18 protein-coding genes are annotated in these 18,436 nt (G+C 66.7%); 5 read left to right on the top strand and 13 right to left on the bottom strand.

Translation table 11 applies throughout. From position 1 onward, the window contains the following. Positions 1–4 precede the first annotated feature (4 nt). The 5 genes from C9412_RS00590 to C9412_RS00570 all read right to left on the bottom strand — a co-directional run bounded on the left by C9412_RS00590 (position 5) and on the right by C9412_RS00570 (position 3,784). Positions 5–799: a thymidylate synthase gene (locus tag C9412_RS00590; RefSeq protein WP_107229898.1), complete on the bottom strand. Its 795-nt coding sequence runs from the start codon at positions 797–799 to the stop codon at positions 5–7. Beyond that, a complete protein-coding gene (lgt, locus tag C9412_RS00585; protein WP_107229897.1) occupies positions 796–1,683 on the bottom strand; it encodes a prolipoprotein diacylglyceryl transferase in 888 nt (295 codons plus the stop codon). Before lgt ends, C9412_RS00590 begins: the two co-directional genes overlap by 4 nt. Before the next feature lie 95 nt (positions 1,684–1,778). Next, entirely contained in the window at positions 1,779–2,273 is a 495-nt protein-coding gene (locus C9412_RS00580) for a TPM domain-containing protein (protein ID WP_107229896.1), read from the bottom strand. Next, positions 2,273–3,160: a TPM domain-containing protein gene (locus tag C9412_RS00575; RefSeq protein ID WP_107229895.1), complete on the bottom strand. Its 888-nt coding sequence runs from the start codon at positions 3,158–3,160 to the stop codon at positions 2,273–2,275. The genes C9412_RS00580 and C9412_RS00575 overlap by 1 nt, the downstream gene beginning before the upstream one ends. Before the next feature lie 3 nt (positions 3,161–3,163). After that, entirely contained in the window at positions 3,164–3,784 is a 621-nt protein-coding gene (locus C9412_RS00570) for a LemA family protein (RefSeq protein ID WP_069139522.1), read from the bottom strand. Between C9412_RS00570 and C9412_RS00565 the strand changes: the two genes are divergently transcribed. Then, complete coding sequence (locus C9412_RS00565; RefSeq protein WP_146160111.1) at positions 3,783–6,119, top strand: hypothetical protein; 2,337 nt, start codon at positions 3,783–3,785, stop codon at positions 6,117–6,119. The genes C9412_RS00570 and C9412_RS00565 overlap by 2 nt on opposite strands. Before the next feature lie 342 nt (positions 6,120–6,461). Here the strand turns inward: C9412_RS00565 and C9412_RS00560 are convergent, their stop codons facing one another. From C9412_RS00560 to C9412_RS00550, 3 genes are all read right to left on the bottom strand, one after another. After that, positions 6,462–7,622: an MFS transporter gene (locus C9412_RS00560; RefSeq protein WP_107229893.1), complete on the bottom strand. Its 1,161-nt coding sequence runs from the start codon at positions 7,620–7,622 to the stop codon at positions 6,462–6,464. A 243-nt stretch (positions 7,623–7,865) separates the two neighbouring features. Further along, positions 7,866–8,615: a TerC family protein gene (locus C9412_RS00555; RefSeq protein ID WP_107229892.1), complete on the bottom strand. Its 750-nt coding sequence runs from the start codon at positions 8,613–8,615 to the stop codon at positions 7,866–7,868. Positions 8,616–8,648: 33 nt separating this feature from the next. Then, positions 8,649–9,044 (bottom strand): diacylglycerol kinase, encoded by a 396-nt coding sequence (locus C9412_RS00550; RefSeq protein ID WP_107230410.1) that lies wholly within the window; start codon positions 9,042–9,044, stop codon positions 8,649–8,651. Between the two features lie 211 nt (positions 9,045–9,255). Here C9412_RS00550 and C9412_RS00545 point away from each other — a divergent pair, with 211 nt between their 5' ends. Beyond that, the gene (locus tag C9412_RS00545) at positions 9,256–9,957 is read left to right on the top strand and encodes an SGNH/GDSL hydrolase family protein (RefSeq protein ID WP_107229891.1); all 702 of its coding nucleotides are present in this window, start codon (positions 9,256–9,258) and stop codon (positions 9,955–9,957) included. Positions 9,958–10,217: 260 nt separating this feature from the next. On the opposite strand, the gene C9412_RS00540 is transcribed toward C9412_RS00545, so the two are convergent. The 3 genes from C9412_RS00540 to C9412_RS00530 all read right to left on the bottom strand — a co-directional run bounded on the left by C9412_RS00540 (position 10,218) and on the right by C9412_RS00530 (position 13,090). Then, a complete protein-coding gene (locus tag C9412_RS00540) occupies positions 10,218–11,489 on the bottom strand; it encodes a HAMP domain-containing sensor histidine kinase (protein WP_107229890.1) in 1,272 nt (423 codons plus the stop codon). 155 nt (positions 11,490–11,644) lie between these two features. Continuing rightward, entirely contained in the window at positions 11,645–12,358 is a 714-nt protein-coding gene (locus tag C9412_RS00535; RefSeq protein ID WP_002811889.1) for a response regulator transcription factor, read from the bottom strand. Between the two features lie 87 nt (positions 12,359–12,445). Then, on the bottom strand, positions 12,446–13,090 hold the full coding sequence (locus C9412_RS00530) for an arylesterase (protein WP_107229889.1): 645 nt from the start codon (positions 13,088–13,090) through the stop codon (positions 12,446–12,448). 75 nt (positions 13,091–13,165) lie between these two features. On the opposite strand from C9412_RS00530, the gene C9412_RS00525 reads away from it, so the two are divergent. From C9412_RS00525 to C9412_RS00515, 3 genes are all read left to right on the top strand, one after another. Continuing rightward, positions 13,166–13,813, top strand: a complete 648-nt coding sequence (locus C9412_RS00525; RefSeq protein ID WP_107229888.1) for an ATP-binding cassette domain-containing protein — start codon at positions 13,166–13,168, stop codon at positions 13,811–13,813. Continuing rightward, positions 13,810–16,326, top strand: coding sequence for an FtsX-like permease family protein (locus C9412_RS00520; protein ID WP_107229887.1), 2,517 nt, complete (start codon positions 13,810–13,812; stop codon positions 16,324–16,326). Before C9412_RS00525 ends, C9412_RS00520 begins: the two co-directional genes overlap by 4 nt. A gap of 67 nt (positions 16,327–16,393) precedes the next feature. Beyond that, a complete protein-coding gene (locus C9412_RS00515) occupies positions 16,394–16,747 on the top strand; it encodes a DMT family protein (protein ID WP_106550131.1) in 354 nt (117 codons plus the stop codon). A gap of 73 nt (positions 16,748–16,820) precedes the next feature. Here C9412_RS00515 and C9412_RS00510 read toward each other — a convergent pair whose 3' ends face one another. Both C9412_RS00510 and C9412_RS00505 read right to left on the bottom strand, forming a co-directional pair. Further along, a complete protein-coding gene (locus tag C9412_RS00510) occupies positions 16,821–17,756 on the bottom strand; it encodes a DUF6607 family protein (RefSeq protein ID WP_107229886.1) in 936 nt (311 codons plus the stop codon). 73 nt (positions 17,757–17,829) lie between these two features. Then, positions 17,830–18,432 (bottom strand): Hemin transport protein, encoded by a 603-nt coding sequence (locus C9412_RS00505; RefSeq protein WP_107229885.1) that lies wholly within the window; start codon positions 18,430–18,432, stop codon positions 17,830–17,832. Positions 18,433–18,436 lie beyond the last annotated feature (4 nt).

The following is an 18,436-nucleotide window of genomic DNA, read 5'->3' as shown; positions in this document are numbered from 1 at the left end:
GCGCTCACACCGCCACCGGTGCCTTGATGGCCGGATGCGGGTCGTAGCCGTCGATGCGGATGTCGTCGAACTGGAAACCGAACAGGTCGGTCACCTCCGGGTTCAACCGCAGCGTCGGCAACGCGCGCGGTTCGCGTGACAGCTGCTCGCGCGCCTGCTCGAAGTGATTCGAATACAGGTGCGCATCGCCCAGCGTATGCACGAAATCGCCGACGCCCAGGCCGGTGGCCTGCGCCACCATGTGGGTCAGCAGCGCGTAGCTGGCGATGTTGAACGGCACGCCGAGGAAGATGTCGCCGCTGCGCTGGTACAGCTGGCAGCTGAGCTTGCCGTCCACCACGTAGAACTGGAACAGGTTGTGGCACGGCATCAGCGCCATCTGCGAGAGCTCGCCCACGTTCCAGGCGCTGACCACCAGCCGCCGCGAATCGGGGTTGCGCTTGATCTCGTCCACCAGCCACTGCATCTGGTCGATCGCGCCGCCATCGGCAGTGGCCCAGCTGCGCCACTGCTTGCCGTACACCGGGCCGAGATCGCCGTTGGCGTCGGCCCACTCGTCCCAGATCCGCACCTGGTTGTCCTTCAGGTAACCGATATTGGTGTCGCCCTTCAGGAACCACAGCAGCTCGTGGATGATCGAGCGCAGGTGCAGCTTCTTGGTGGTGACCAGCGGGAAGCCTTCGTTGAGGTTGAAGCGCATCTGCCAGCCGAACACGCTGCGGGTGCCGGTGCCGGTGCGATCACTCTTCTCCGCGCCGTGTTCGAGCACATGCGAGAGCAGGTCCAGGTAGGGCTTCATGCCTTGCCCTCGGCGGCCACCGGCGGCTGCGGCTGTAGCACCGGCGCGCGGCGCGACATCACCAGCAGCACCAGGCCGAAGGCAATCAGCGGCAGGCTCAGGATCTGGCCACGGGTCAGCCAGTCGAACGCGACGTAGACACCGTTGTCGGGCATGCGCACGAACTCCACCGCGAAGCGGAACAGGCCGTACATCAGCGCGAACAGGCCACCGACGAGGTAACGATGGCGCGGCTTGGCCGACACCGCCCACAGCACCACGAACATCACCAGGCCTTCCAGGAATGCTTCATACAGCTGCGAGGGATGGCGGGCGAACTGGTTCAGCGCGCCGCTGGCGAACTGCGCCTGCAGCGTCGCGTGATCGAGCTGGTTCAGCGGCGCCGGCAGACCGGACGGGAACACCACGCCCCACGTGCCATCGGTGTACTTGCCCCACAGCTCGGCGCCGATGAAGTTGCCGATGCGGCCAAAACCCAGGCCCAGCGGCACCAGCGGCGCCATGAAATCCATGGTGTCGAAGAAATGCAGCTTGTGCTTGCGCGACCACCACCAGCAGGCACCGAGCACGCCCAGCAGGCCGCCGTGGAAGCTCATGCCGCCATCCCACACCTTGAACAGCAGCAGCGGGTTGTGCAGGAAATCGCCCAGCGCATAGAACAGCATGTAGCCGATGCGCCCGCCCAGCACCACGCCCAGCATGGCGTAGAACAGCAGGTCGGAGAATCCATTGGCATCGACGCCCGGCAGGCGCCCTGCCGCGATGCGCGTGCGGCCCAGCAGCCAGGCGGCGGTGAAGCCGAGCAGGTACATGATGCCGTACCAATGCACCTTGATCGGTCCCAGCGAGAGGGCGATGGGGTCGATGTCGTGGAAATAGATCATGGAAGACGCCTGGCAGGAGTACGGACATTTTAGCGTCCCGGCCCGGCCTCGGGCCGGCATCGGCACGGGGCGGCCCGCACATCGCAGAACGGGGTTCAGCCCAGGATCTGCGGGGTGTCCGGCAACGCCTCATCCTCCGACCGCGCCGCGGCCGGAAAGTGCCCTTCAATCAGGCTCGACACCTCATCGATGGCCCCCTGCAGCGCCGCCACCGGATTGGCCCCGCGCAGGCCCTCGCGCAGATGGGTGCAGACCCGCTGCCATTGCGCCGGGCTGACCCGTCCGTGCAGGCCACGGTCGGCCACGATCTCGATGGCGTGGTCGGCCAGCAGCAGGTAGATCAGCACGCCATTGTTATGGGCCGTATCCCAGGTGCGCAGGCGGGCGAAGGCCTGCTCGGCGGCCTGGCGCGGCGTGACCCGCTGCCACAGCGCGTCCAGCGGCAGGTCGGCCTCCACCGCGAACATCACCTGCCCGCCATGGCGCTGCTCACCGGCGGCGATGGCCTCGGTGATCGCCTGCAGCGTGGCCGGCGGGAACGCCCGCCTTACCGAGGGCGAGAACACATGGCGACACAGACGTTGGATCATCACCAGCCTCCCGAAGCACCGCCGCCGCCGGAACGGCCACCGCCGCCGCCCCAGCCACCGCCGCCACCGAATCCACCACCTCCGCCGAAGCCGCCTCCGCCGCCCCAGCTGCCCCCGCCCCAGCCGCCGCCACCGGCAAAGCGGCCCGGGTGGCCGGACAGCATCGCCACGATCAGGCCCACGATGCCCGCCAGGCCACTGGCCAACAGAGTTGAGGTGAACAGAAATGCCGCCAGTGCTGCACCGGCACCGCCCAGCAGGCCACGCAGCGGTCGCGGCACGCGCGAGAACACGCCGCGCAGGATGCTGCCGGCGAATACGCCGATGAACAGCGCCAGGAACCAGGTATCGCCGCCACCGTCGGGCTCGCGGCCACGCTGGCTGCTGACCGGCGCAGGCAGTGCTTCACCGTCGACGATCTTCACCAGCACTGCAGTGGCATCGGTGATGCCACTGGCGTAGTCGCCGGCGCGGAAACGCGGCACCAGGTATTCCTGGATGACACGGTTGGCGATGGCGTCGGGGATCGCCCCTTCCAGGCCGTAGCCCGGTTCGATGCGCACACGCCGGTCGTCCTTGGCCACCACCAGCAGCACGCCGTCATCCACACCCTTGCGGCCGATCTGCCACTGGTCGAAGACGCGGGTGGTGTACTGCGCGATGTCTTCCGGCTGGGTCGTGGGTACCACCAGCACCTGCAACTGGCTGCCCTTGCGCTGCTGGAGGTCCAGCGCCTGCTGAACCAGCTCCTGTTTCTGCGTGGCATCGAGCGTGCCGGTGGTATCGACCACCGGCGAATCCAGCGCCGGAATCGGCGCCAGCGGCTGCGCCTGCGACGCCAGCGGCAGCCACAGCAGCAAGGCCAGCAGCGCAGTGGCCAGGCGCATGGGTCAGTGGCCCGGCTGCGGGGCCGGCTGCTGCTGCGGCGCGTTGCCGAAATCGACCGCCGGCGCGTTGGAGATCTGCGCTTCGTTTTCCACGGTGAAGTTCGGCTTGGTCTTGTAGCCGAAGATCTTGGCGGTGATCACCTGCGGGAACGAGCGGATGTAGGTGTTGTAGTCCTGCACCTGCTGGATGTAGCGGCCACGGGCCACCGTAATGCGGTTTTCGGTGCCTTCCAGCTGCGCCTGCAGGTCGCGGAAATTCTGGTCCGACTTCAGCACCGGATAGTTCTCGGTGACCACCAGCAGCCGCGACAGCGCACTGCCGAGTTCGCCCTGGGCCTGCTGGAACTGCTTGAGCGAGGCTTCGTCATCGGCGTTGACATTGATCTGGCCGACGCGCGAACGGGCGTTGGTGACTTCGGTCAGCACGCGCTCTTCCTGGCTGGCGAAACCCTTCACGGTCTGCACCAGGTTGGGCACCAGATCGGCACGGCGCTTGTACTGGTTGAGCACTTCGGACCAGCTGGCCTTGACCGCCTCATCCTTCTGCTGGATGGCGTTGTAGCCGCAGCCGGACAGCAGGGAGGCCAGCAGCATCAGGGGCAGGACACGGGTGAACAGGCGCATGGCGGAGGTTCCGGGTGGGCTTGGCGCCGAGCATGCCATGGCCGGTGTTAACGAGCGTGTGGAGATGAACAGGAATCCGGCAGGGCCGACCGGTCCAGACCAGCAGGTCGCTGAAGCGATGGGGCTGGCGCATTGCCTGAACTGGGCCTGGGGGCGGCTCTGCCGCTGGCTTCCGCCTGCCGTTGGCCAGGTCCCCCGGGCAGGGCAATCGCGGGCCCATTTCGTACTTGTTGCATGGCTCAACACAGTTTCCGCATCAGATAGTTCAGGAATCCCGCACTTGAACTGCCCGCCCGCTCAGATGCAGCAGCCATCGATCGGGAAATGGGCATGGACCTCAATCATGCACAGACTTATTTCAACAGCAGCCATCATCGCTGTGCTCATACCCACGGCTTGCGCCCAGCCAACCCCGGGGCCCACGCGGGATGCTCCGACGCCCGGGCCTGTCCTTACTCCGCCTGCCGTCACCACGCCCGCCGAAGCCCTGACCCGGGACATGCTGCTTCACGTAGAGGGTGACAGCTATATGGGCAAGGCCTACATCGTGTCCGCATCGACGCAGGAGGTCAGCACTGCGCTTCGTGCACGAGACTATTTTTCCAGCTCATTCCGCCAGAGGGATGGCGCTCAACCTATCCTGGGGGACATGGAGCGGGCGTGGATCAAGGTCTACGGACACTTCCACCCTGAGAAAAGTGCAGTCGTGTTCGCGAAGAACCTTGATGCAATCGATGTAGCGGCCACGTTGGGGGTCATCGCCCCCGAAGAGAAGTCGCGCTGGCGTACTTACGTAGAACAGCTGTCTCCATCCGATCTCGATCCCACAGGTGGCTCGTTCACTGATCTGACAGTGGATCGACTGACGTTCTCCAGTTCCCACATTGACACTTCGCGACGCAAGTCAGGCGACAAGCACGTTGTTCTGATCGACCTGACGGATATGACAGGCGCTCCTTCGCAGACACTCCTTTGGTATGCGGAACGGCGCCAGGAACAACGCCGTGTCAAATGGAAGGCCTTCGCATCCATTCCGGGGGTCGTCGGTGTGCCCTACCCGCATTGGGAGACCGAGATGATCACAGAGAACCACGCCAGCCAGGAATTCTCAGACCAGGTGCAGGCGCTGGTATCAACGCTCCCGGCGGGACCTGGAACATCATTGGATGTCATCTCGAATCTGTTCAACCGAAGCGATGAGACGCCGGTTCAGCGCATCGCCCCTCGTCTACCCGTGGATGGAGCGACGACGATGCTGCAGTGGCTCCCGATCCAGGGTATTCAACCGGGCAACAACTCTGGCCAGATTCGTTCGCTATCCGGTGACCAGTTCCATGTCACGTCAGCCACCAACAGGTCATACGGTTACGTTGCCGCGAAGAAGGACGGGGGCGTCGTGGCTTGGCAGATGGGTGAAAGTCAGCGGGTCATCGAGACAAAGGTCGACCGAAAGGGGCGGTTATGGGTCCTGATCGCAACCGAGCCAAGTCTGACGCAACAGATTCTCACGTCCTGCCCTGTGCAGATCAGCGTTGATGCGACCGGGTCCATCCGAAGCAACCGTTGCATGCAGAGCACCATGGCTCCTCGCTGGCAACTCGATGTAGATGGCAACTCCTATCTTTACTCGGAGTCTCATATGGCGACAGAAGAGCGCTTCCCTGAGCGGATCATGGACACAGGATCAGGAGAAGCCATCGCGATGAAGGACCTTTGGAAAGACAGAACCAACTTGAGACGGCGCGTCTTTGGCTACATGCAATCCTGCTCCTCAGGTCCCGCACCTGATCTGGGAGACGGACTCTTCTGGTTCACAAGTTGCGGTCTGGTTGGTGTTGCACCTGCGTCAGGCGATGTGGTCAAGAGCTTTTCACTGAGGTCCGGAAGCACTGGACGCTTGGTGTTAGGGAGCGTCGCGGGCGACTGGGTCGCCGAAGAGGCTCGTGATCCAACAGACCAGAGGGAAGTTCTTCGCATTCATCGTCTTTCCAACGGGGAAGCGGCATTTGAGGTAGAACGAAAAGCCGGTACTCAGGCCCTGGCACGCACGGCGCATGGAAGGCTGCTCGCGATGACGGTTACAGGTGCTTCACCGGGCCGTTACGTCGATGTCTGGCGCATGGATTCCGGCAAGCACGTCTCGCGCCTCGCTATTCCAGAAGGAATCGCATTGAAATCCCTTGCATTCAATCGAGCCGGGACTGAGCTGTGGGTTCATGCACATCGACTCGCCGGCGAGGACGCCGGCGTACTTATCTGGCCGGTGCCGGAATCATTGCAGGACGGTGCAGACGACAACTGGAGCCCTGATGAGGCCGTACTGAAAAAATACTAGCCAGTCAGATCCATCCACGCACTGGTCTCTGCAGAAGCCCATACTCCATGCATTCGTGTCGACCAAGGTCGACACCTACCAGAGCAGAACCAGGGTCAGAGCCCGTTGTACAGCAACGGGATCCGACCCCGGTCATTGCGGCAGACCGCGGGAAACTGTCGAAGGTGGGGTGGGTCCGGTTGAGGGGGCGTGAGCCGCACGGATGCGGCGACCGAGCTTACATGGACGTACTTGCAGCGCCCCCCTCAACCGGACCTACCCCGCCATCCCACGGAATGCAGGCTTTTGCCGTTGACGTTGATTCGGCGGGTGCAGGGCTTCAAGCCCTGCCGGAACACCCCCTCAGCAGGCTTCAGCCACCGGGGAACGCACCCGCCCCCACCACGCCAGCACCAGCGCGGCAGCAGCCAGCAGGCCACCCGCCACCGGAATCGCGGCGTAGCCCAGGCCCAGGCTGATCACCGCCCCACCCAGCGCGGCCCCCAGCGCATTGCCCAGGTTGAATGCACCCACGTTGATCGACGAGGCCAGGCCCGGCGCTTCGCTCGCCGCCTGCATCACCCGGATCTGCAACGGCGGCACGATGGCGAAGGTCGCCGCACCGAACAACAGCACGCCCAACGCGGCGGTAGCGTGGCTCATGAAGGCCAGCGGCAGCACGAACATCAGCGCGGCCAGGACCGCCAGCAGGATGCGGGTGGCGCCATCCAGCGACCAGTCGGCCATGCGGCCACCGATGCCATTGCCGACGGTGAAACCGATGCCGATCAGCGCCAGCGATACCGCGATGAACGCGTTGGAGGCGCCGGTCAGTTCGGTCAGTACCGGCGCCACGTAGGTGTAGAGGGTGAACATCGCGCCCGCACCCAGCACCGTGGTGGCCATCGCCAGCAGCACCTGCGGCTGCGCGATCGCCTTCAACTCGCGGCGCACGTCCGGGCGCGGGCCCGGCGCCGACGCCGGAAGGGCCAGCCCCAGCGCGGTGATCGCGACCAGGCCCAGCACCGCCGTGCCGGCAAAGGACAGGCGCCAGCCCAGCTGCTGGCCCACCCACGTGGCCAACGGCACGCCACCGATGTTGGCGATGGTCAGGCCCATGAACATGGTGGCTACGGCAGCGGCCTGCTTTTCCTTCGGTACCAGGCTGGCGGCGACCACCGCGCCGATGCCGAAGAAGGCACCATGGTTGAGGCTGGTGACCAGCCGCGACAACAGCAGCAGGCCGTAATTCGGCGCCAGCGCGGACAGCAGGTTGCCGACCACGAAGATCGACATCAGCAGCATCAGCGCGGTGCGCTTGCCGAAGCGCCCCATCAGCAGGGTCATCACCGGGGCACCCAGCATCACGCCCACGGCATAGGCGGTGATCAGCATGCCGGCGGTGGGAATGCCGACGCCGACGCCATCGGCGATGACCGGTAGCAGGCCCATCGGCGCGAATTCAGTGGTGCCGATGGCGAAAGCGCCGACGGCGAGGGCCAGCAGGGCGGCTCTGGAGTTCATGGGGGTTCCTGGGGGCGGAAACGGGCAGGTGCGTAGCCTGCGCGCTTTGCTGCGGGCGATTAAGCCTCGCCCCGGGAAAACACTGTTGATCCGGGTTCACAAGTGGTCGCTGCCCCCATCCCTGTAGAGCCGAGCCCACGCTCGGCTGCCGTACACCGCGGCAAAAGCAGCCGAGCGTGGGCTCGGCTCTACAAGGCAGAACGAAGAACCCCCGGCGTTGGCCGGGGGTTCTGGGAGGATCGCTTACCAGTCGCCGGCACCCGGCACGTGGTGTTCGCGTGCGCGGCGGCGCATCAGCAGGTTCAGCCACTCCACCAGCACCGAGAAGCCCATCGCGACGTAGATGTAGGGCTTGGGCACGTGCACGTCCAGACCGTCCAGGATCAGCACCGCACCGATCAGCAGGATGAAGGCCAGCGCCAGCATCTTCACGGTCGGGTTGGCATCGATGAAGCGGCCCAGCGGGTTGGCGGCCAGCAGCATCACCAGCACCGACAGCAGGATGGCGGCGACCATCACCGGAATGTGGTCGGCGATGCCGACGGCGGTGATCACCGAGTCCAGCGAGAACACGATGTCGATGATGGCGATCTGCAGGATGACCATGCCGAACACGCCCGACGCCTTGCTGGTGGCCGGGTTCTCGTCTTCGCCACCGGTGATCAGCTCCTTGATCTCCATGTAGCCCTTGATGATCAGGAACAGGCCACCGACGATCAGCACCAGGTCGCGGATGGAGATGCCCATGCCGGCCACGGTGAACAGATTGGCCGACATGTGTGCCAGGTAGGCCAGCGACACCAGCAGCGCGATGCGGGTGATGCACGCCACGGCGATGCCGAGCTTGCGTGCGAACGGACGGCGCTCTTCGGGCAGCTTGCTGACCGCGATGGAAATGAACACCAGGTTGTCGATGCCGAGCACGATTTCCAGCGCGCTGAGGGTGAACAGGGTCACCCAGGCGTTGGGGTCGGCGAGGAACTCAAAGGACATGGAATCTCTTCAAGGCAGTGGGGGAATGGGGTTTCAGCCGTAGGTTCCGGCCAGCGCGTGCGGAACCACGACCAGGGCCCAGCACAGCAGCACGTTCATCATCAGCACGAACACCGCCGCCGAGCCCATGTCCTTGGCGCGGCCGGCCAGCTCGTGGATCTCGCTGCCATAGCGTTCGATCACCGCCTCGATGGCCGAGTTGGCCAGCTCCATCGCCAGCACCAGCAGCATCGAGCCGATCAGCAGCGCGCGCTCTACCGGGGTCTGGCCCAGCCAGATCGCCAGCGGGGTCAACAGCACCAGCAGGTAGACCTCCAGCCGGAACGAGGACTCGTGCAGCCAGGCGGCACGCAGGCCCTGCCAGGACCAGCGGGCGGCCTGGAAGATGCGACGCGGGCCCCGGGGCATATGGCCGAAGTGGTCAGCCACGGGCGAAGCATCCAGCAACAGGGGCGCGGCGCAGCGACCGCTCAGACGCACGGCAGGGAATCATGGGTGCACAGGAATAGGCAGATGGACGCCATTTTGCCACAAGGCCAGCCGCCATACCCTGGATCACCCCGGCGAATGGCCTGCCAGAGGCAAGCACCGCATCGTCGCGCCCTTCTAAGATGAGGGTCCCCGCCTGCTGGAGCACCTGATGTCCCGCCGCCCTACCTGCCTGCTGATGCTGGGCCTGCTGAGCGCCGCACCGTTGGCGCAGGCCCTGAGCCCCCCCTCGGCACCGCGTGTGCCCGAACAGGTCTCCAACGTGGCCTGGGCCGACGACATGGCCCGTTTCGCCCGCGCTGACCGCACCAGCCCGCCACCGCGCGGTGGCATCGAGTTCATCGGCAGCTCCTCCATCCGCTACTGGGAGAGCCTGGCCACCGACTTCCCCGGCCAGCCGGTGTTCAATCGCGGCTTCGGCGGTTCGGAAGTGCGCGACAGCACCTGGTATGCCGACCGCATCGTAGTGCCGTATGCACCGTGCAAGGTGTTCTTCTACGCCGGTGACAACGACCTCAACAGCGGCCGCAGCGCGACCCAGGTGCGCGACGACGTGGTCGCCTTCGTGCAGCGCGTGCATCGCGACCTGCCGAAGACCACGGTGGAGTACCTGTCGATCAAGCCGAGCCCATCGCGTGCGCACCTGCTGCCGGCGATCAACCAGGCCAACACGCTGATCAAGGCCGCGTTGGCCAGACTGCCCAATACCGGCTACACCGACATCTACACGCCGATGCTCGGTACCGACGGCCAGCCGGATGCGAAGCTGTTCCGCGAGGACATGCTGCACATGACCCCGGCCGGCTATGCGATCTGGACCCGGGCGCTGGCGCCGAAGGTCAACTGCAACTGAGCCACCCCATCCACGCATGGCGTGGATCTACTGAATTCATCCACGCATGGCGTGGATCTACTGTGGATCGCGGGAAACTGTCGAAGGCGGGGCGGTGTGGGTTTGCAGGACCGTTGGCGCCATGGATGGCGCCATCGAGCCCCCATGGACGGGTTTACGGCGTGTCCTGCACACCCACACCGCCCTGCTCCCCAGAGAATGCCTGCTTCTGATGTTGACGTTGCCTCAGCGGGTGCCGGGCGCAGCCCGGCAAAAGTCCTCTAGCGGAAGATCACCGTGGCCTCGGTGCCCTGCCCCGGTTCACTGCTCAGGCTGACCTTCCAGCCGAAGCGGTCGCACAGCCGGCGCACGATCGACAGGCCCAGGCCGGTGCCCTGCGGGCGGCTCGGCTCGGCGCGGTAGAACGGCTCGAATGCCCGCGCCAGTGCTTCGGCGGACATGCCGATGCCGGTATCGCGCACCACCACCCGATCGTTGTGCACGGACACGTCGATGCGCCCTTCGTCGGTGTAGCTGCAGGCGTTGCGCACCAGATTGCTGACCACCACCTGCAGCACCCGCGGCGGCGCATGCAGCTGCACCGGGCCATCACTGTGCAGGTGCACCGACACCGGACGGCTGCCCAGCAGCTCGTTGGCGTTGTCCACTTCGTAGCGGACGATGTCGTTGACATCGAACAGTTCGATCTGCGGCTCGACGTCGGCCTCGCGGGCCAGGATCAGGAACGCATCGATCACCGCCTCCATGTCACGGCCGGCACGCTGGATGCGCTGCAGGCTGCGGCGCAGGCGCGGCTGCAGGGTCTCATCGCCCAGCGCCATGTCGCTGGCCACGCGGATGACGGTCAGCGGCGTGCGCAGCTCATGGCTGGCATCGCGGGTGAAGTTGCGCTCACGCGCGACGTGCGCGCTGACCCGGTTGGCCAGCGAATGCAGCGCAGCAGCCAGCTGTCGGGTCTCACCCTGCATGTCGGCCGGCAGCTTGTTCGGCTCCAGATCGGCCGCCTCCGGGTGACCCGGATCCCAGCGCGACACCCGCCGTGCCAGCCAGTTCACCGGCGATACCAGCCGTTTGGATGCACGGTAGGTCACCCAGCTGGCGCCATACACCGCCAGCAGGGTCAGCAATACCGGCACGATGCCGAACCAGAACGCCAGCATCTCCGCGCGCGAGCGCAGGAACACCAGGTACAGGCGACCGGCCGGGCGTACATCCACCAGCACCAGCTGGTCGTCCTTGGGCAGTTCGTGGAAGCCCGGTTCCAGGTTGCGCAGGTTGGCCGGCAGGCTCAGCGCCGACTGCCCGTTTTCCAGCAGATAGCCGCGGATGTTCTGGGTGTTCGGTGGTGGCTGCACCGGCGAGGCGTCGAGCAGCGTCCAGTAGTACGCCGCCTCCTCGCGCAGGGCGGCGCCGACCAGGCTGTGCTTGATCACCAGCGATACCAGCCAGGCACCCAGCAGGATGCCCAGGCTGGCCAGCACTGCCTGCAGGATGAAAGCGATACGGATCTTGCGCGGCAGGCCGTGCGGCATTACGGAGTCCCGGTCAGAGCGCTGCGATTATAGGCAGCGCACCGCGCCGTAGTCGTGCACGGCAGATGACCGCCGGCGCTGCCGGCGGCTCATCGGCCTGATCCTGCTGGGCCGTTGCCCGGCCGTGCCTGCATCTGCACCGGCGCGGGCTCCGCTCAGGCCATCGGCTGGGCGATGTCGGCAATGCGGTAACCGGCACTCTGCACGGTGTGCAGCAGCGGACGGTCGAACGGCTTGTCGATGATCTTGCGCAGGTTGTACAAATGGCTGCGCAGGGTGTCCGAATCGGGCAGGCCATTGCCCCAGATCTCGCGTTCGATTTCCTGGCGGGTGACCACGCGCGGCGATTCGCGCATCAGGATGGTCAGCAGGCGCAGGCCGATCGGCGACAGCTGCAGCTCGGTACCGGCACGGGTGGCACGCATGCTGACCGGATCGAGCACCAGGTCGGCGACCTTGAGCACTTCCGAACCGACCTGGCGACGTTCGCGGCGGATCAGCGCGCGCAGGCGGGCTTCCAGTTCCTGGATCGCGAACGGCTTGGTCAGGTAGTCATCGGCACCGAAACCGAGGCCGGTGAGCTTGTCGTCCAGCGTGTCGCGTGCGGTGAGCATCAGCACCGGGGTGGACTTGCGCGCATCGTTGCGCAGGCGACGGCACACTTCGATGCCATCCAGGCGCGGCAACATCAAGTCGAGCACCACGACGTCATAGCTGTTTTCCGCCGCAAGGCGGTAGCCATCCAGGCCGTCCTGTGCATAGTCGACTTCGAAGCCGCGACCTTCCAGGTATTCCCCGATCATCTCGGAGATGTTGCGGTTGTCTTCGACCACCAGCACCAAGCCGGAGGTCTCCTTCGTCTGACGCATGTGATTCCCTCTAACTTCAGCTTTGTGAAACATGCCGTATCGACGGTGGACGTGATGTGAAGTTCCGTCAAGAGGAAATCAAACGGTTCAGAGCAGCGGCCTGAGCAACGGCCAGACGTTGTCCAGCACCCTCGGCTGCGCCTGTGCCGTAGGGTGCAGGCCGTCGGCCTGCATCATGCCCGGCTGCAGCGCCACGCCTTCGAGCAGGAACGGCAGCAGCGGCACCTTGTACTGCGTGGACAGCGCGCGATAGACCGCGGCCAGGCGCTGGCGGTACGCCGGGCCATAGTTGGGCGGCACGTCGATGCCCAGCAGCAGCACCTTGGCCCCGGCCTTCTGGCTGGCCTGCACCATCTTTTCCAGGTTGGCCTGCACCTGCGCCGGGGTCAGCCCGCGCAGCGCGTCGTTGCCGCCCAGCGCGATCACCACCACGCTCGGCTTCTCCTTCGCCAGCAGGCCCGGCAGGCGGGTCAGCGCACCGGCGGTGGTTTCCCCGCTCATGCTGGCATTGACGATGCGCGGCGGGGTTTTCGACTGCTGCCTGACCCGCTTGTCCAGCAGGCTGACCCAACCGGCATCGGCGGGGATATTGTGGGCAGCACTGAGGCTGTCGCCGAGCACCAGCACGGTACCGGCCGGACCTTTGGCACAGGCCAGCCCGGGCAACAGCAGCAACGCTAGCAGCAGCACCATCATCGCGCCGGCTCGCCGGCTCCATCCCGTCTTGCGCATTGGAGTCTCCTCATCGACAGCCTGTCCCCCCGCAGCGCGTCCGTCGCCATCGCCGTCGACCAGGTCGGCAAATCCGTGCAGGGCCCGGAGGGTGAAGTCCACATACTGGACAACATCAGCCTGACCGTCCATGAAGGCACCAGCGTGGCCATCGTCGGCGCTTCAGGTTCCGGCAAGACCACCCTGCTCGGCCTGCTGGCCGGGCTGGATCTGCCCAGCCGTGGCCGCATCGCGGTAGCCGGGCAGGATCTGGGCAGCCTGGATGAAGAAGCGCGGGCGCAGCTGCGCGCGCGCACCGTCGGCTTCGTGTTCCAGAGCTTCCACCTGCTGCCAGCGCTGACCGCCGCCGAGAACGTCGCGCTGCCACTGGAACTGGCCGGCCGCGAGGATCGCGCGCGGGTCGATGAGGTGTTGGCCCAGGTCGGCCTGTCCCACCGTGCCCGCCACTATCCGCGCCAGTTGTCCGGTGGTGAGCAGCAGCGGGTCGCACTGGCACGCGCCTTCGTCACCCGCCCGCACATCCTGTTTGCCGACGAACCGACCGGCTCGCTGGACCATGCCACCGGCCAGCACATCAGCGACCTGCTGTTCGAACTCAATGCCGGCAGCGGCACCACGCTGGTGCTGGTCACCCATGACCTGCGCCTGGCCCAGCGCTGCCAATACATCCACCGCATCGACAACGGCCGCCTGCTGCCGGTCGAGCGCGGGGCGCAGGCATGAACCTGCTGCGGCATGCGTGGCGCGCGCTGCGGCGCGAAGCCCTGGCCGGCGACCTGCTGACCGTGTTCGCCGCGCTGGTGCTGGGCGTGGCGGTGATGACCGCGGTCGGCACGCTGGTGAACCGGGTCAACCTGGCCCTGACCGGCAGCGCGGCGGAGATGCTCGGCGGCGACCTCGGCATCGCCGGCCGCACCGATCCGGCAGCGGCCTTCGCCGAAGAAGCGCAGCGCCGTGGCCTGGCACACACCCGCATCGCCAGTTTCGGCAGCGTGCTGTTCCAGAGCGATGCCAGCCAGATGGCCAGCATCAAGGCGGTGCAGGCCGGCTACCCATTGCGTGGCACGCTGCGGGTGCGCGTCACGCCCGGCGGTGCGCTGATCGACAACGCCGGCATGCCGCCGCAGGGCCAGGCCTATGCCGACCCGCGCCTGCTGCAGGGACTGGGGTTGAAGGCCGGCGATGATCTCGAATTCGGCAGCGGCACGCTGCGCATCGCCGGCATCATCGAGGCCGAGCCGGACACCGGCGGCGACCTGCTGACGCTCTCGCCCACCCTGCTGGTCAACCGCGCCGATGTGGAAGGCACCGGGCTGCTCGGCCCCGGCAGCCGGGTCAACTATCGCTTGATGTTCGCCGGCACGGCCGACCAGGTTGCCGCGCTGCGCCAGTGGCTGCTGCCACAGGTGAAGGGCCAGCGCCTGCTGAGTGTGGACGACACCCAGCGCGGCGTGCGCCAGGCCTTCGACCTGGCCGGCCGCTTCCTCGGCCTGAGCGCGCTGCTGGCGGTACTTCTGGCCGGCGTGGCGACCGCACTGGCGGCCAACCGTTTCGCCCTGCGCCGCATCGACCAGGTGGCGGTGCTGCGCTGCCTGGGCGCACGCCAGCGCGACGTCCTGCTTGGCCTGGCGCTGCAGCTGCTGATGCTGGCGGTGCCGGCCTGCGCGCTCGGCATCGGCCTTGGCATGGCCGCGCAGGAAGGCCTGGTGCAGGTGCTGGGCAGCCTGGTGCCGCAGCGCCTGCCGCTGCCCGAAGCGATGCCAGCACTGACCGGCGCCGGCATCGGCTTGTTGCTGCTGTTCGGTTTCGGCCTGCCGCCGCTGCTGCGCCTGCGCGGGGTGCCGCCGATGCGCGTGCTCAACCGCTCCTTCGCCGCGCTGCCGCCGGCCTCGCTGTTGGCCTACGTGGCCGCGCTGGGCGCCAGCCTGCTGCTGGCGGTGCAGGTCACCGGTGACCTGAAACTGGCGCTGTGGGTGCTGGGCGGCCTGGCCGCGCTGGCGGTGGCGGCCGGCGTGGTCGGCTTCGTGCTGCTGCAGCTGCTGCGCGGCCTGCAGCACCGCCTGCACGGCAACTGGCGGCTGGGCCTGGCCGCACTGACCCGGCGCCGGCTGCTGGCGGTGATGCAGCTGGTCGGGCTGTCGCTGTCGCTGTGTGCGTTGCTGCTGCTGGCGGTGACCGGACCCGGCCTGCTGCAGCAGTGGCGCGAGCGACTGCCGGCCGATACACCGAACTACTTCCTGATCAACATCCAGCCCGAACAGCGCCAGGACGTGCTGGCCGCGCTGCGCGGGCTCGGCGCCAACGACGCCAGCATCGAACCGATGGCCACCGGCCGCCTGATCGCGATCAACGGCAAGCCGCCGCTGCGGGTGGACCGCACGCCGGAACAGAGCGGCCAAGCGGATCCGGGCGAAGGCCAGCGCGATGACGATGACGAGAACCGGCCGTTGAACTTCAGCTGGCGCAGTACCTTCCCGCCGGCCAACACGCTGGTCGACGGCACCTTCTGGAAGGCCGACAGCACGGCGCCGGAAGCGTCGGTGGAGATCGGTTGGGCCAAGCGCTATGGCGTGCATCCCGGTGACCGCATCAGCATTGCGGTGGGCGAGCAGCAACGCGAGTTCACCGTCACCAGCGTGCGCAAGGCCGACTGGAACACCTTCCGGCCCAACTTCTTCGTGCTGTTGAACCCCAATGCGGTGGGTGACACCCCGCACAACCTGTTGTCGGCGTTCCATCTGCCGGCCGGCAAGGCCGCCGGGCTGGGCGAGCTGGTGCGCGCACAGCCGAACCTGTCGCTGCTGGATGTGGATGCGGTGATCTCGCAGGTGCGCGATGTGATGGAGCGGGTGGCGCAGGCGGTGCAGCTGGTGATGGTGTTCAGCCTGCTGGCCGGCGTGCTGGTACTGCTGGCCGCGCTGCAGGCTACGGCGGGCGAGCGCCGCTACGACAGCGCGGTGCTGCGCACGCTGGGCGCGACCCGGCGCCAGCTGCGTGGCGCGGTGCTGGTCGAGTTCGGTGCGCTGGGCACCCTGGCCGCGTTGCTGGCGGTGGGCGCGGCCGCGGCCATCGGTGTGGTGGTTTCGCAGAAGGTGTTCGAGCTGCCGCTGCTGCCGCCCTGGCCGGGCCTGCTGCTGGGCGGGCTGGTCGGTATCGGGCTGAGCCTGCTGGCCGGCTGGTGGGGCACCCGCCGCATCCTGCACACGCCGCCGGCGCTGGCCCTGCGCGAAGCCTGACGCGGTCGTGACACGCTGCGGGTGGGGCAGCGCTATGCTGCGCGCCCCACCCCACGAGATCGCCCGGATGCCCGGCACGTCGTTCGCCGCCTACCTGTACCCGGTGTTGCTGCTGCTGGGCAGCAACATCTTCATGACCTTCGCCTGGTACGGCCACCTGAAGTACAAGAGCGCACCGTTGATGACGGTGATCCTGGTCAGCTGGGGCATCGCCTTCTTCGAGTACTGCCTGCAGGTGCCGGGCAACCGGCTGGGCAGCGCGGTGTATTCGGCGCCGCAGCTGAAAGGCATGCAGGAGGTGATCACGCTGCTGGTGTTCGCGGTGTTCTCCGCGTTCTACCTGGGCCAGCCGCTGAAGTGGAACCACTATGCGGCGTTCGGCCTGATCGTGGCGGCGGCGTTCTTGATGTTCAAGGAATGAAAGCATCCACGCATGGCGTGGATCTACCGCGGATTTACCGGTAGATCCGCGCCATGCGTGGATGCGGTGCCGATCAACCTTCCTTCGGTGCCTTTTCGACAAACTCGGCGAACACCGCGTCGATCTGCGAGTCCTTCACCTTCTTGCCGGCCTGGATCTCTTCGGCCTGGGTGAACAGCGGGATGATCATCGCCATGCCGTCCAGCTTGGTCTTCAGATGCACGCCCGGGGCCTGGCCGAGGAAGCCGTCCCAGCGCTGGCGCACCTTGGACCAGTAGCCGGCCGTGGCCTTCCAGTAGTTGCGCGCCGGCGTGAAGTCGATCTCGGTGGTCTTCACGTAGTCGTTGAAACCGAACTCGCGGGCGATCTCCACCTGGCTGCCATCGGCATTGCGCTGCACCTTGGTGTTGAACTGTTCGTGGGTCCAGCCGTTCGGGGTCAGCGTGTGGCGGTTGATCACGGCCAGCGCGTTGTAGTCGCTGCGCTTGGTGTACTCACGACGCGGCAGCGGACGCCAGCTCAGGTCGCTGGTCCAGCTCGGCACGTTGTTGGTGTAGCTCCACACGCCCGTGCCGCAGTAGCGCGGGGCATCGCTCACTTCGTACACGCACTGGGTCCAGGCGCCCTGGTTCACGGCGGCCGGAATGCTGCGCACCTGCCAGGTCTGGTCGGCGCTGAACTCGAAACGGTTGGGCGCTTCGTACACCCAGTCCTGGCGCCAGTGCTTGGTGATGTGGCCGCTCTTCTCGTCCAGCAGCAGGTGCTGCAGCACGATGCGCTTGGGGGTGTCCTCGACCACGATGACCACTTCGTTGCCACCGCTGCGCATCGCCGGCGCACGCTCGTAGCCCGGCTTCAGCAGCACGGTTTCGTCGAAGGCGAAATCGACGGTGTATTCGCCCTGCATGGCCAGGATGCTGTCGTGGTCGCGGGCGATGTCGGAGGGCTGCGCACTGGCCACGCCGCTGGCGGCGAGCAACAGCAGGACGCTGGCTGTCTGGAACTTCATCGGGGTCTTCCTTCGGGGTTGCAGGTTCGTTGAGAGGCCATCCGTGGCCGTCGGGCGTTCCATCAGGAAAGGATCACAGGCGGATCAGCGGCAGATCGCCGGGGACGCGTGGCGCCGGGCGCCGCGCCGCATCGGCACAGCAGCAGTCGTCGATCGCCAGTTCGCCCTCTGCGCCTTCCATGCATGCGATGCGGCGTGCCGTGGCCGCGCCCAGTGACGACAACGTGGACAGGCTCGCCGCCAGCGTGCGGCCCTCGTCGGCGGCGTGCAGGCGCAGTACGCACAGGCGCCAGCGCTGCCCGCCCAAGTGGCCGGCCAGGCGCCGCCACAGGCGTTCGCCCACGCTGCCATCGCTGTCGTGCTCCGGGCCCGGTGGCAGCGATGCGACCAGCCGGTCCCAGGCCAGGAAGTCGCTGTCGGGCAGCAGGTACAGCCGCCACACGCATCGGCCGCGGCCGTCGAGGAAGCACAGGCTTTCGCGCAGGCCCTCGCTGTCCACGCCCTGGCAGGCATGCACGCGCACCGCCTGGTGCCATCCCCCCAGTTCGCTGCCGTCAGCGTGGTACAGGCACAGCACGGTGCCGAGCGCTGCCAGCTGCGCCGGCGTGGGCCAGGCCTGCTGCGAAGGGCGCGGCAGGGCGGACGACAGACGACGGGCGGACAGGGCTCGGCTCATGGGA

The organism is Stenotrophomonas sp. Nf1, assembly GCF_003028475.1.
In the GTDB taxonomy this organism is placed as follows: Bacteria; Pseudomonadota; Gammaproteobacteria; order Xanthomonadales; family Xanthomonadaceae; genus Stenotrophomonas.
The sequence above is the reverse complement of the archived record's forward strand: the minus strand, read 5'-3'. Positions and strand labels throughout refer to the sequence as shown.